Source organism: Streptomyces sp. NPDC043680, assembly GCF_056436685.1.
In genome coordinates this window covers 59,539-72,395 of the sequence record NZ_JBWKCE010000006.1, presented here as the reverse complement: position 1 = coordinate 72,395, position 12,857 = coordinate 59,539, and the positions used below count along the sequence as shown (strand labels likewise).

The window sequence follows — 12,857 nt, the reverse complement described above, 5'->3', positions numbered from 1 at the left end:
GTACCACGGGTAGGGCCCCCACCGCTGCTGCGGTGGGGGCCCTACCCGTATAGACGGGGCTTACGGCTCGAACTTGTAGCCCAGGCCGCGGACCGTGACCAGGTAGCGCGGCGCGCCCGGGTCCGGCTCGATCTTGGCGCGCAGGCGCTTCACGTGGACGTCCAGGGTCTTCGTGTCGCCGACGTAGTCCGCGCCCCAGACCCGGTCGATCAGCTGCATGCGGGTCAGCACGCGGCCCGCGTTGCGCAGCAGCATCTCCAGCAGGTCGAACTCCTTCAGCGGGAGGTCCACCTTGGCTCCGGCGACCGTGACCACGTGGCGGTCGACGTCCATCCGTACGGGACCGGCCTCCAGCGCGGCCGGGGTGACCTCTTCCGGCTCTCCGCGGCGGCGCAGGACCGCGCGGATGCGGGCGACCAGCTCCCGCGAGGAGAAGGGCTTCGTGACGTAGTCGTCGGCTCCTATCTCCAGGCCGACGACCTTGTCGATCTCGCTGTCCTTGGCGGTCACCATGATGACGGGGACGTTGGAGCGGCCGCGCAGCTGCCGGCAGACCTCCGTGCCGGGCAGGCCGGGGAGCATCAGGTCGAGGAGGACGAGGTCGGCGCCGTTGCGCTCGAACTCGTCGAGCCCGTCGGGCCCGGTCGCGGCGATGGCGACCTCGAAGCCCTCCTTGCGGAGCATGTAGGACAGGGCGTCGCTGAAGGATTCCTCATCCTCGACGACGAGCACTCGGGTCACGGAAGGACCTCCGGGGCAGGGATGGCTGGTTCTGGTGAGGCAGGTCAGGCAGGGGTCGAGTGGGGGGTCGTGGGAGCCGGGGCGGCGGCGGGCCCGGCGGGCTCGGCCGCGTCGGGGTTCGTGTCCGTACGGGCTTCCGCGTCAGGGGTCCCGGAGTCGTGGGCCTGGGCCTGGGCGCGCGCGCCTGCTTCCGGGAGCCGCAGGGTGAAGGTGGAGCCCTGCCCCTCCGAGCTCCAGACCGACACCTCGCCGCCGTGCGAGGCCGCCACGTGCTTGACGATCGCGAGGCCGAGGCCGGTTCCTCCGGTGGCGCGGGAGCGGGCCGGGTCCACACGGTAGAAGCGTTCGAAGATGCGCTCGCGGTCCTTCTCCGGGATGCCGATGCCCTGGTCGGTCACGGCGATCTCGATCAGATCACCGCCCGGCGCCGACACCCTGCGGCCGGCTATGCCGACGCGGGTGCGGGCGGGACTGTAGTTGACGGCGTTCTCGACCAGGTTCCCGAGGGCTGCCGCGAGCTGTCCGCGGTGGCCCCAGACCTTCAGGTCGGCGGTGCCGCCCGCGGCCATGGTGATCTGCTTCGACGAGGCGGTGTGGCGACAGCGGTCGATGGCCTCCGCCACGAGCGTGTCCACGCGTACGGGCTCGGCGTCCTCCAGCGGGTCGTCGTTCTGCACCCGGGAGAGGTCGATGAGCTCCTGCACGAGGTTGATCAGGCGGGTGGCCTCGATCTGCATGCGGCCCGCGAAGCGGCTGACCGCCTCGGGGTCGTCCGCGGCGTCCATGACCGCTTCGGAGAGCAGGGAGATCGCGCCGACCGGCGTCTTCAGCTCGTGCGACACGTTCGCGACGAAGTCGCGCCGTACGGCCTCGATGCGGCGGGCCTCGGTGAGGTCCTCGACGAGGAGCAGCACGAGCCGTGAGCCGAGCGGGGCGACGCGGGCCGAGACCGCGAGGGCCTCGCCGCGGCCGGTGCCGCGCCGGGGCAGGTCGAGTTCGACCTGGCGTATCTCCCCGTCGCGGCGGGTGTCGCGGGCCATGTGGAGCATGGGCTCCACGGCCAGCTTCCCGCCGCGGACCAGTCCGAGGGCGTACGCCGCCGAGCTGGCCTTGACCACCGCGTCACCCTCGTCGAGTACGACGGCGGAGGAGCGGAGCACGGACAGGACGGTGTCCACGCCGGGCGGCAGGACCGCATTGATGTCGGGGCGCATGGAGCTCCTGGTGGGGCGGGCCTGGTCGCGCTCGCTCCAGCGGAACGCCAGCATCGCGATGACGCCGGTGCACAGACCGGCGATCGCTGCAGCTGCGGCGACCGCCGCGTTCACGTCCATGCATCCAGGTTAAGCAGGCACGACGGCACTTCCACAGCCGTTCGGGTGGCACCTCGAACAGTCGTCGCCCAGAGTTCACCCTGGGGACGGGGTTGATTCACTTGGGGTGCCGGAGTCGGACGCGTTCGCGTCCGAACGTGTCACCGTGGGGCAGGAGGCCACCCCGGCCCGCCCCCCGGGCACCAGACGCAGTCGGCCAAGAGAGGGACACCCATGCGTGACGCGTACCACGAGGAACTGGACTCGATCGGAGAGAGCCTGGTCGAGATGGCCCGGCTCGTCGGTTCCGCGATCGGGCGGGCCACGACGTCCATGCTCGACGCCGACCTGAAGCTGGCGGAGAGCGTCATCGCCGCCGACCAGAAGGTCGACGACCTCCAGCACGACCTGGAGGCCCGCGCCATCGCGCTGCTGGCCCGCCAGCAGCCGGTCGCCACCGACCTGCGCATCGTGGTGACCTCGCTGCGGATGAGCGCCGACCTGGAGCGCTCGGGCGACCTCGCCCAGCACGTGGCCAAGCTGGCCCGGCTGCGCTTCCCGGACACGGCGGTCCCCCGGGACCTGCACGCGACGATCCTGGAGATGGGGCAGCTGGCGCAGCGCCTGATGGCGAAGGCGGCCGAGGTCATCATCACGAAGGACGTGGACCTGGCGCTCCAGCTGGAGACGGACGACGACGAGATGGACCAGCTGCACCGCACGCTGTTCCAGCACCTGATGGACGACCGTTGGAAGCACGGCATCGAGACGGCGGTCGACGTGACCCTGCTGGGCCGCTACTACGAGCGGTTCGCGGACCATGCGGTGTCGGTGGCCAAGCGCGTGGTCTACCTGGTGACTGGCGAGCACGCGGACGAGCTCCAGCCGCCCACGCAGGTCGAGGGCGTCTGAGCCGTTCTGCCCCAGTGCGCCGTTGACGCGCCGGTGTGGCTGGGCATGAATGGGGCGAAGGCACTCCGCCGCCTGCGAGGAGGAACCATGCCCGATTCCCCCGTCCCCATCACCCCGGAGCACGAGCAGCCGCCGCCGACCCGGCCCGAACCGCTCCGCCTCCCGCTGCTCGCGGCCTGCGGCTGCGGCTCGGGCTGCGGTTGCGGGTGCCAGTCCGGTGCCCCATGCCAGTGCGGCGGCTGACCGCCGCCGGCGTGCCGAGGGCCCCGTCCGAAGTGCCGGACGGGGCCCTTTCCGTTCCCCTCCGTCGGGCGGCGGGCGGCGGGCGAGTCCGCCGGCAGGGGCTTTCGCGGTCGGCGCCGCGCGACTTTCACTCGAATGGAGCAACGTGAGGCGCCACCCCCATGGGTGCGGAGGAGCGTGGCTAGTGGCCCACCAGTCAATCCGCGAAAGGGGAAGCAGATGCGCGTTCGACGACTACTGGCCGCTGCCATCGCCGCGGCAGCCCTTGCAGGAGCCGGCCTCACGGGCGCTGCCACCGCTCAGGCCGCCGCGCCCGACATCTCCGGCTACGACTGCACGTACGCCGGGGGGAAAGTCGTGTACTACGGAGATCACAAGTACTGCCAGGGCGGCAAGTACAACGGGTACACCGTCTATTGACCGACCATCGCCAAAGCTCCCACCGGCGGCAACGCCCCAGGTGGGGGCTTTGTTCACCTCGGTGATCGCGGTCGAGCACATGTCTGATCGCGGCGGCCCGGCCGGCGGCGGCTTTTAGGATCTTGTGCATGGCAACACGACTCGTGCAGATCAACATGAAGGCCCGGGACGACTCCGCGCTCGGCCGGTTCTGGGCGGAGGCACTCGGTTGGGGTGTCGACAGCGAGGGACCCGGCGTGACCAACCTCGAACCCGTGGGCTTCGCCTACCCCGACCCCGTGGCCGTCTGCATCGACATCGTCGCCCGCCCGGAACCCAAAACGGTCAAGAACCGCGTGCACGTCGATCTGGCCACCACCTCGACCGCCCACCAAGCGGAGTTGGTCGCGCGCTTGAAGGATCTCGGCGCGACGCTCGCCGACGTGGGGCAGGGCGACGTCCCCTGGACGGTCATGGCCGACCCGGAAGGCAACGAGTTCTGCGTCCTGGAGCCCCGTCCGATCTACCAGGGCACCGGGCCGATCGCCGCGGTGGTGGTCGACTGCACCGACCCACGGGGGATGGCCCGGTTCTGGGGCGAGGCGATGGACTGGACGCTGCACGAGGTCACCGACGACCACGCGACCATGCGCTCCGCCAAAGGCGTCGGCCCCTACCTGGAGTTCCTCCGCAACCCCGACACCAAGAGCGGGTGGAACCGCGTCCATCTCGACGTCTGTCCCTACCCCGGTGACGACCCGGCCGCAGAGGCAGCCCGACTGCGCGCCCTGGGCGCCACCGACCCCGATATCGATCAGTCCGCAATCTCCTGGACGGTTCTGGCCGACCCGGAAGGCAACGAGTTCTGCCTCCTCACGCCTCGCTGACCACGCGTCCGTGCTGCTGGACGCCGGGGAGAGCATCACGGCGGTCGGCGAGCACCTCGGGCACTCCGACCCCGGACTGACGCTGAAGGTGCAAGCGCACCTGATGCCCAGCAGCCGGGATCGGGCCCGGAAGGCCCTCGGCAAGGCGCTCCGGCCGCAGGACCCGCCGTCGGGCTGAGGGCCCAGGGTGGACCCAGGGCATGAGAACGCCTCCCACCCGCGCTGTATGCGCAGGTGGGAGGCATGATCACAAAACTTACTTCTTCTTGCCCTGGTTCTTGACGGCCTCGATGGCGGCCGCGGCAGCCTCCGGGTCGAGGTAGGTGCCGCCCGGGGTGAGGGGCTTGAACTCGGCGTCCAGCTCGTAGGAGAGCGGGATGCCGGTCGGGATGTTCAGACCCGCGATGTCGGCGTCGGAGATGCCGTCCAGGTGCTTGACCAGGGCACGCAGGGAGTTGCCGTGCGCGGCGACCAGGACCGTGCGACCGGCGAGCAGGTCCGGGACGATGCCGTCGTACCAGTACGGCAGCATGCGGACGACGACGTCCTTGAGGCACTCGGTGCGCGGGCGCAGCTCCGGCGGGATCGTCGCGTAGCGGGCGTCGTCCGACTGGGAGAACTCGGTGCCGTCCTCAAGGGCCGGCGGCGGGGTGTCGTACGAGCGGCGCCACAGCATGAACTGCTCCTCGCCGAACTCGGCGAGGGTCTGGGCCTTGTCCTTGCCCTGGAGGGCGCCGTAGTGGCGCTCGTTCAGGCGCCAGGAGCGGTGGACCGGGATCCAGTGGCGGTCGGCGGCCTCCAGCGCCAGCTGCGCGGTGCGGATCGCGCGCTTCTGGAGCGAGGTGTGCACGACGTCGGGGAGCAGGCCGGCGTCCTTGAGCAGCTCACCGCCGCGGACCGCCTCCTTCTCGCCCTTCTCGTTGAGATTGACGTCCACCCAGCCGGTGAACAGGTTCTTCGCGTTCCACTCGCTCTCGCCGTGGCGGAGGAGGATCAGCTTGTACGGTGCGTCGGCCATGCGTACGAGCCTAATGGACGGGCCGGAGCGCTCGCGCGCGGCGTCCGGGGGGTGGCCGGGCCTCCTTCCGATTGACGCGGCGCGTCAATTCAGTGGCCGTCCGGGGCGCCCGGCCGTACGGTGCGAGGAGCAGGAGAGCCACTTACATCGCCCGGGGGGATTCCGTATGTCCGTTGCCAGTCTGAGACGGGCTGCCCGGGAGAGCGTGTCGGGTCTGCCGCGGGCGTTCTGGTGGCTGTGGGCGAGCACGCTGGTCAACCGGCTCGGGGCCTTCGTCGCCACGTTCATGACCTTGTACCTGACGCTGGAGCGGGGCTACTCGGCCTCCTTCGCGGGACTGGTGGCGGCGCTGCACGGGCTGGGCGGGGTGGTCTCCTCGCTCGCCGCGGGGGTGATGACCGACCGGCTGGGGCGGCGTCCCACGCTGCTGGCGGCCCAGGCCTCGACGGCGTTCTCGGTGGCGCTGCTCGGCTTCATGGAGGATCCGGCGGCGATCGCCGCGGTGGCGCTGCTGGTGGGGCTGACCTCGAACGCCTCGCGCCCGGCGGTGCAGGCGATGATGGCGGACATCGTGCCGCCGCAGGACCGGGTACGGGCGTTCTCGCTCAACTACTGGGCGATCAACCTCGGCTTCGCCGTGAGCTCGGCGGTCGCGGGACTGATCGCCGAGTACAGCTACCTGGCCGGGTTCCTGGGCGAGGCGGCGCTGACGCTGGTGTGTGCGGTGCTGGTGTACGTGAAGCTGCCCGAGTCCCGTCCGCAGCGGGGCGCTGCGGAGACGGCCGAGGCCGGCGGCGCGGACGGCCCCGAGGACCGGACCCGGATGGGGACGGTGCTGCGCGACGGGCGGTTCATGGGGGTGGTCGGGCTGTCGTTCCTGATCTCGATGGTCTTCTCGCAGGGGTTCTACGGCCTGCCGGTCACCATGGGCGCCGCGGGGTTCTCCCCGGCGGACTACGGGCTGGTCATCGCCGTGAACGGCGTGCTGATCGTGCTGCTGCAGATCCCGGTGAGCCACTTCATCGAGCACCGCGATCCGCGCCGCCTGCTGGTCGTCTCGGCGCTGCTGGCGGGGTACGGGTTCGCGCTGACGGCCTTCGCGGGGCCGCTGTGGGCGTACGTCCTGACGGTGTGCGTGTGGACGCTGGCGGAGATCGTGAACTCGCCGACCCAGATGAGCCTGGTCGCGCGGTTGTCCCCGGTGCACGGGCGGGGCCGCTACCAGGGCATGTACACCCTGTCGTGGGCGGTGGCCTCGCTGGTGGCGCCGCTGTTGGCCGGCTTCGTGATCGACCGGTTCGGGGCGGGCTGGCTGTGGGGGTCCACGGGGGTCCTGGGCACGGCGGCGGCGGTGGGCTACTGGCTCCTGATGCGCGGGCTCCCGGCGGCGGAGGACTTCCCTGCGGGGGGCGCCGTACCCGAGGGTGGCGCCCGCCCCGAGGGGGAAACGGCTCCCGCGGCGGCGGCCGCGGCGCCCGCTGCCGCCGGCGCGGAGGCCCCGGCCCGGGTCCAGGCCTAGGGCTGCGGCTGGGTCTCGGGCTCGGGCTTTGCCTCGGGCTCGGCCCCGGCCTCGCCCGACGGCTTGGTCAGGTGCCGGAAGGCGTCCAGGTTGCGGGTGGACTCGCCCCGGGAGACGCGCCACGCGTACTCGCGCTTGATCGCGCCCGCGAAGCCCAGCTCCAGCAGGGTGTTGAACGCCCCGTCCGCCGCCTCCAGGACCGTGCCGAGCAGCCGGTCCAGCTCCTCCGGGGTGACCACCGACAGCGGCAGCCGGCCCGTCAGGTAGATGTCGCCGAGGCGGTCCACCGCGTAGCTCAGCCCGTACAGCTTGAGGTTGCGCTCCAGCAGCCAGCGGTGGACCCCGGCCTCGTTCTCGTCGGGGTGGCGGATCACGAAGGCGTTGACCGACAGCGAGTGCCGGCCGATCCGCAGCGAGCAGGTGGTGGACAGCTTGCGGTTGCCGGGGAGCTGGACGACGTACGCGCCCGGCTCGGGGCACTCCCAGCTCAGCTCGGCGCCGCTCAGCGTGGCCTCGATGATCTCCGCGGTGTCAGCCATGGTGGGAGCGTACGCGACGGCGGTGATCATGCATGGCCGCGGTGTACACGTCGGCCGTGCCGCTCGCGGCCGTCTCCCACCCGAAGAACTGCGCGTGCCGCGCCGCCTCGCCGCCCATGCGCTCGGTGAGCGCCGGGTCGTCCACGAAACGCCGCAGCTCACGGGCGTAGTCCACCGGGTCGTGTCCCGGGACGAGGATGCCGGTGACGCCGTCGTTGACGGCGACCGGCAGTCCGCCGACCTCGGCGGCCAGCACCGGCGTGCCGGTGGCCTGGGCCTCGATCGCGACGAGCCCGAACGACTCGCTGTACGAGGGCATCACCAGTACCGACGCCGCCCGGAACCAGTCGGCGAGCCGGTCCTGGGCGACGGGCGGGTGGAAGTGCACGAGGTCGGTGATGCCGAGCTTCGCGGCGAGTTTCTGCAGGCCCTCCGGCTTGGCGAGGCCGCTTCCGCTCGGGCCGCCGACGACGGGGACGAACAGGCGGTGGCGCAGCGAGGGGTCGCGGTCGACCAGCTCGGCGACGGCGCGCAGCAGCAGGTCGGGGGCCTTGAGGGGCTGGATCCGTCCGGCGAAGAGCGGGATGACGGCGTCCTGGGGCAGGCCGAGGCGGGCGCGGGCGGCGGCCCGGCCGTCGGCGACGGCGAAGCGGTCCAGGTTCACGCCGGGGTGGACGACGGCGACCTTGCCGGGGTCGGCGTCGTAGTGGCGGACGAGCTCCTCGGCCTCCTCGGTGGTGTTGGCGATCAGGCGGTCGGCGGCGGCCACGATCTGGGTCTCGCCGATGACGCGGGCGGCCGGTTCGGGCGTGTCGCCCTCGGCGAGCGCCGCGTTCTTGACCTTGGCCATGGTGTGCATGGCGTGGACGAGGGGGACGCCCCAGCGCTCGGCGGCGAGCCAGCCCACGTGCCCGGAGAGCCAGTAGTGGGAGTGGACGAGGTCGTAGTAGCCGGGGCGGTGGCCGGCCCAGGCCTGCATCACGCCGTGGGTGAAGGCGCACAGCTGGGCGGGGAGGTCCTCCTTGGCGAGGCCTTCGTAGGGGCCCGCGTCCACGTGCCGGACGAGGACGCCGGGGGCCAGCTCGACCACCGGCGGCAGCCCGCCCTCGCTGGCCCGGGTGAAGATCTCGACCTCGATGTTGATGGCGGCGAGCCGCTTGGCGAGCTCCACGATGTAGACGTTCATACCGCCGGCGTCTCCGGTGCCCGGCTGGTGCAGCGGTGAGGTGTGCACGCTGAGCATGGCCACGCGGCGCGGCTTGCGGTGGTGTCCGACGGCGGGAAGGCGCAGGCGGGGCGGGTCGTGGCGGGCGCTGCGAGCGGACGCGATCCGGCCGCCGAGGCTGCCGCCGATGCGGGACACGTACTGGCTCAAGGGAGCAGTTCCTCTCGCTCGGACGACATTCGGATGGCGGGGCGGACGGGCATGGCGGCGGGAGCGCGCTCGGCACCCGCCAAGGAGTGCAACCCGAACGGCAGTGCCCCGCATTCCGGGGCATCCGCTTTTTTCCTCGTGGGCCGCCCGGTTTTTCTCCGGCGGGGGCGCTCCGCTTACCCTCGCCCCATGTCCTCCCGTTCCGTTCCGCCCCCGGGTCGTGCCGTCGCCGCCGGCCGGACCGGCCGCCCCGTGGGCACGGTGACGCGCGGGACGACGAATCCGAACCGCCTGCGCCGGATGGACCGCTGGATCGCGGCCGCGCACGGGGCGGTGCTGCGCCGCGCGCAGGCGCCGGTGGCGGTGGACCTGGGCTACGGGGCGGCGCCGTGGACGGCGGTGGAGCTGCTGGCCCGGCTGCGGGAGGCGGCGCCGCGGGTGCGGGTGGTCGGCATCGAGATCGAGCCGGCCCGGGTCGCGGGCGCGAAGCCGTACGAGTGCGAGGGGCTGAGCTTCCGGCACGGCGGCTTCGAGGTGCCGCTGGACGGCGGTGCGCGCCCGGCGCTGATCCGCGCGGCGAACGTACTGCGCCAGTACGACGAGGAGCAGGTGGCGGCGGTCTGGGAGCGGCTGTGCGGGCGGCTGGCTCCGGAGGGGCTGCTCGTGGAGGGGACCTGCGACGAGATCGGGCGGCGGCACGTGTGGGTGGCGCTGGGGCCGGAGGGGCCGCGGACGGTGACGTTCGCGACCAGGCTGGGCTCGCTGGAGCGCCCCTCGGATCTGGCGGAGCGGCTGCCGAAGGCTCTGATCCACCGGAACGTTCCGGGCGAACCGGTGTACGCGTTCCTGCGCGACTTCGACCGGGCGTGGGCGGCGGCGGCTCCGTACGCCTCGTACGGGGCGCGGCAGCGCTGGATCCGTACGGCCCGGGCGCTGTCGGGCGACTGGCCGCTGGCGGACGGGCCGGGGCGGTGGCGGCAGGGGGAACTGACGGTGCGCTGGGAGGCGTTGCGTCCGGCGGGGTGAATGTGGCGCAGCGGGGGAACCGGTTGTCGGGGCGGCCCGTTGAGTCGTCGGGGTCGTGTGTGGAGGACTGGTCCGGCTGGGCAAGGGTGTTGGATTTCACGGACTCGTGGCACCATCCCGAAGGCAGTGAATGTTACTGATGGATAGTCAGATCTGATGTCGGATCTGACTCGGGCCACCTGGGGGGACCATGGCGACCGTGGAGCGCAGGCGATGGAGGGGCAGGACCGCTCTCACGCTGCTGTGCGCGTCGGCGCTGCTCGCGGTGTCGGGGGTGCTGGGTGCGCCGGGAGCCGCGCATGCGGTGCCGCTGCCCGAGCCGGGCGCCAAGTCCCTTGAGCAGGTGCACAAGGAGATCGACGAGCTCTACCGGCAGGCGGGCACGGCGACGGACGCCTACAACCTCGCGGAGAGCGAGGCCAAGGCCCAGTCCGCCAAGATCGTCGAGATCGCCAAGCAGGTCGTCGCGGGCCAGGACCGGATCACGGCCCTGAAGAACCGCGCGGGCGCCGCCGCGCGCGCCCAGTACCGCTCGGGCGGGATGCCGGCCGGCGCCCAGCTGGCGCTGAGCGGGAGCCCCAGTCAGTTCCTCGACGGGACGGACCGGTTGCGGCAGGGCGCGAAGGCGACCACGGACCTGCTCGCCGAAATGAACCGCACCCAGGGCGCATTGCAGCAGTACGCGAAGGACGCGAGCGAGCAGTGGCAGAAGCTCGAAGCAAACCGGGTCAAGCAGGCGGCCTCGAAGAAGGAGATCGAGGACAAGATCAAGGCGGCCGAGGAGCTGGAGAGCAAGCTGCAGGCCGAGGAGAAGGCCCGGCTGCTCCAGCTGGAGCACGACGCGCAGTACAAGGCGCAGGCGGCATGGCTCTCGACGGGCGTGCTGAAGGAGCTCAACGCCTCGGCGTCCGAATCGGGCCGCAAGGCGGTGCAGTTCGCCGCCGCGCAGGTCGGCAAGCCGTACGTATGGGGCGCCGAGGGCCCGGGGGCCTTCGACTGCTCCGGTCTGACCTCCCAGGCGTGGCTGTCGGCGGGGAAGGCGATTCCGCGCACCTCGCAGGAGCAGTTGCGGCTGCTGCCGAAGGTGGCCCTCAAGGACATGCGACCCGGCGATCTGATCATCTACTTCGACGACGCGAGCCACGTCGCCCTGTACGTGGGCGACGGCGCGATCATCCACGCCCCGCGCCCCGGCCGCAACGTCACCCTCGCAGGAGCCGGCTCGATGCCGATCAAGGCGGTCGTCCGCCCGGACGCGTAGCGGCCGCCCGTCGGTGGGACGCGCAGCCGCCCGCGCCTCCGCGCCCGCGGCGGCGGGGACCCGGAAGGAACCGGTCACCCGGCGGCGACGTCTCGTCAGGCGGGACTGCGACCCGGCTCACCGTGACGTTGGTCATGCGGTGAGACGGACTTTCCCCCGCGATAACGGCATATGACAGCGGCCTTGGCCCAGAACGCCATTCCGCTCGCCCAGGACGGACCGCTAGGGTCGGCGCACGAGCGCACCCTCGGGGGGAGGGAAGGAACCGGAGACGATGCCCGTACCCGTACCGCGGCAGAGGGACATCCCCCTCCCGGAGGCCCCCGCCACGGAGAGCGGTCAGCCCGCAGCCCCCACCGCCGCACCACAGGCATCCCCACAGGCATCCCTGACCCTGCTGGTGATCGAGGACGACCCCGCGGGCGGTCTCACCGTCCCGGAGATCCTCGACGCCGACCGCCACCGCATCCGGCTCCGCACGGCCCGCAACCTCACCGAGGCCGCCCGCCTGCTCACCCCCGACGTCCACTGCATCCTGCTGGACCTCGCCCTCGCCGACGCGCAGGGCGGCAGCCGTACGGCGGCGTCCGGCGGCGCCACCGCCACCCGCGACCCCGCCGCCGACCAGCTCGCCACCCTCCACCAGGTGCTGCGCATGGCGCCCCGGCACGCGGTCCTCGTCATGACCGCCGAGGCCGACGCCGAGCGCGGCGCCGAGGCCGTACGGGTCGGCGCGCAGGACTTCCTCTTCCGCGACGAGCTCGACGGCAGGCTGCTGAGCCGGGCCATCCGCTACGCGGTGGAGAGAAAACGGGCCGACATCGCCCAGTACAAGCTTGCAGAATCGAAACTGCGGGCCCAGGAGAACGCCCGTCTGGAGCGCGGGCTGCTCCCGACGCCCCTCCTCGAAGGCTCCGACCTCCGCTTCGCCGCCCGCTACCGGCCCGGCCGCAGCCGCGCCCTCCTCGGCGGAGACTTCTACGACACCGTGCGCACCCCCGACGGCACGGTCCACGCCATGATCGGCGACGTCTGCGGGCACGGCCCGGACGAGGCCGCCCTCGGCGTCGAGCTGCGCATCGCCTGGCGGGCGCTGACCCTCGCGGGGCTGTGCGGTGACGACCTGCTGGCCACCCTCCAGGAGGTCCTGGAGGTGGAGCGCCCCTGCGAGGAGATCTTCGCGACGCTCTGCACGGTGGACATCAGCCCCGACGGCCGGCGGGCGGGCCTGTGCCTGGCCGGGCATCCCGCCCCGCTGGTGTCCCGGCCGGGGCGGCCCGCGCGGCTCCTCCCGTACGAGAACAGCGGCCCGGCGCTGGGGCTGCTGCCCAAGGCCCGCTGGCCGCGCCGCCAGGTCGAGCTGGGCGGGACCTGGAGCCTGATGCTCTACACCGACGGGCTGATCGAGGGCCGCATCGGCGAGGGCAGGGAACGGCTCGGCCAGGACGGGATGGTCGAGATGATCAACCGCCACCTGGACCGCGGGCTGAGCGGCGAGGGCCTGCTGGAGGCATCCGTCACCGAGGCCCGCCGGCTCAACGGGGGCGAGCTCACCGACGACGTGGCGGTGGTCCTGCTCTCGCGCAACGAGAGCTGAGGCCGGGCCCGGCGGGCGTCGTCACGC

General features: G+C 72.3%; 12 protein-coding genes and 1 pseudogene. 8 read left to right on the top strand and 5 right to left on the bottom strand.

Annotated elements, in window-relative coordinates:
- Nucleotides 1-60: 60 nt before the first annotated feature.
- Together phoP and phoR are read right to left on the bottom strand one after the other, a co-directional pair.
- Entirely contained in the window at nucleotides 61-732 is a 672-nt protein-coding gene (phoP, locus tag AC0666_RS15280; protein WP_466527820.1) for a two-component system response regulator PhoP, read from the bottom strand.
- A gap of 53 nt (nucleotides 733-785) precedes the next feature.
- A complete protein-coding gene (gene phoR, locus AC0666_RS15275; RefSeq protein WP_468970358.1) occupies nucleotides 786-2,075 on the bottom strand; it encodes a two-component system sensor histidine kinase PhoR in 1,290 nt (429 codons plus the stop codon).
- 213 nt (nucleotides 2,076-2,288) lie between these two features.
- Between phoR and phoU the strand changes: the two genes are divergently transcribed.
- The 4 genes and pseudogenes from phoU to AC0666_RS15255 all read left to right on the top strand — a co-directional run.
- On the top strand, nucleotides 2,289-2,966 hold the full coding sequence (gene phoU, locus AC0666_RS15270) for a phosphate signaling complex protein PhoU (protein WP_361721411.1): 678 nt from the start codon (nucleotides 2,289-2,291) through the stop codon (nucleotides 2,964-2,966).
- Nucleotides 2,967-3,428: 462 nt separating this feature from the next.
- Nucleotides 3,429-3,629 carry a hypothetical protein gene (locus AC0666_RS15265; RefSeq protein ID WP_468581634.1) on the top strand — a complete coding sequence of 67 codons (201 nt, stop codon included), beginning with the start codon at nucleotides 3,429-3,431 and terminating at the stop codon, nucleotides 3,627-3,629.
- Between the two features lie 128 nt (nucleotides 3,630-3,757).
- The gene (locus AC0666_RS15260) at nucleotides 3,758-4,495 is read left to right on the top strand and encodes a VOC family protein (protein ID WP_478707725.1); all 738 of its coding nucleotides are present in this window, start codon (nucleotides 3,758-3,760) and stop codon (nucleotides 4,493-4,495) included.
- A gap of 1 nt (nucleotide 4,496) precedes the next feature.
- Nucleotides 4,497-4,673 (top strand): annotated as a pseudogene (locus tag AC0666_RS15255) (site-specific integrase); the annotation flags it as partial.
- 78 nt (nucleotides 4,674-4,751) lie between these two features.
- Here the strand turns inward: AC0666_RS15255 and AC0666_RS15250 are convergent.
- Nucleotides 4,752-5,513, bottom strand: coding sequence for a phosphoglyceromutase (locus tag AC0666_RS15250; protein WP_361721420.1), 762 nt, complete (start codon nucleotides 5,511-5,513; stop codon nucleotides 4,752-4,754).
- 166 nt (nucleotides 5,514-5,679) lie between these two features.
- On the opposite strand from AC0666_RS15250, the gene AC0666_RS15245 reads away from it, so the two are divergent.
- The gene (locus tag AC0666_RS15245; RefSeq protein WP_478707724.1) at nucleotides 5,680-7,032 is read left to right on the top strand and encodes an MDR family MFS transporter; all 1,353 of its coding nucleotides are present in this window, start codon (nucleotides 5,680-5,682) and stop codon (nucleotides 7,030-7,032) included.
- Here the strand turns inward: AC0666_RS15245 and AC0666_RS15240 are convergent.
- Nucleotides 7,029-7,571, bottom strand: coding sequence for a type III secretion system chaperone family protein (locus AC0666_RS15240; RefSeq protein WP_468970369.1), 543 nt, complete (start codon nucleotides 7,569-7,571; stop codon nucleotides 7,029-7,031). The genes AC0666_RS15245 and AC0666_RS15240 overlap by 4 nt on opposite strands.
- The gene (gene mshA, locus AC0666_RS15235) at nucleotides 7,564-8,946 is read right to left on the bottom strand and encodes a D-inositol-3-phosphate glycosyltransferase (RefSeq protein WP_468581629.1); all 1,383 of its coding nucleotides are present in this window, start codon (nucleotides 8,944-8,946) and stop codon (nucleotides 7,564-7,566) included. The genes AC0666_RS15240 and mshA overlap by 8 nt, the downstream gene beginning before the upstream one ends.
- Before the next feature lie 189 nt (nucleotides 8,947-9,135).
- Between mshA and AC0666_RS15230 the strand changes: the two genes are divergently transcribed.
- The 3 genes from AC0666_RS15230 to AC0666_RS15220 all read left to right on the top strand — a co-directional run bounded on the left by AC0666_RS15230 (nucleotide 9,136) and on the right by AC0666_RS15220 (nucleotide 12,830).
- Nucleotides 9,136-9,972 carry a class I SAM-dependent methyltransferase gene (locus AC0666_RS15230; RefSeq protein ID WP_468970372.1) on the top strand — a complete coding sequence of 279 codons (837 nt, stop codon included), beginning with the start codon at nucleotides 9,136-9,138 and terminating at the stop codon, nucleotides 9,970-9,972.
- Between the two features lie 190 nt (nucleotides 9,973-10,162).
- Complete coding sequence (locus AC0666_RS15225; RefSeq protein WP_468970375.1) at nucleotides 10,163-11,233, top strand: C40 family peptidase; 1,071 nt, start codon at nucleotides 10,163-10,165, stop codon at nucleotides 11,231-11,233.
- A gap of 274 nt (nucleotides 11,234-11,507) precedes the next feature.
- The gene (locus tag AC0666_RS15220) at nucleotides 11,508-12,830 is read left to right on the top strand and encodes a PP2C family protein-serine/threonine phosphatase (RefSeq protein WP_361721435.1); all 1,323 of its coding nucleotides are present in this window, start codon (nucleotides 11,508-11,510) and stop codon (nucleotides 12,828-12,830) included.
- Nucleotides 12,831-12,857: the final 27 nt, after the last annotated feature.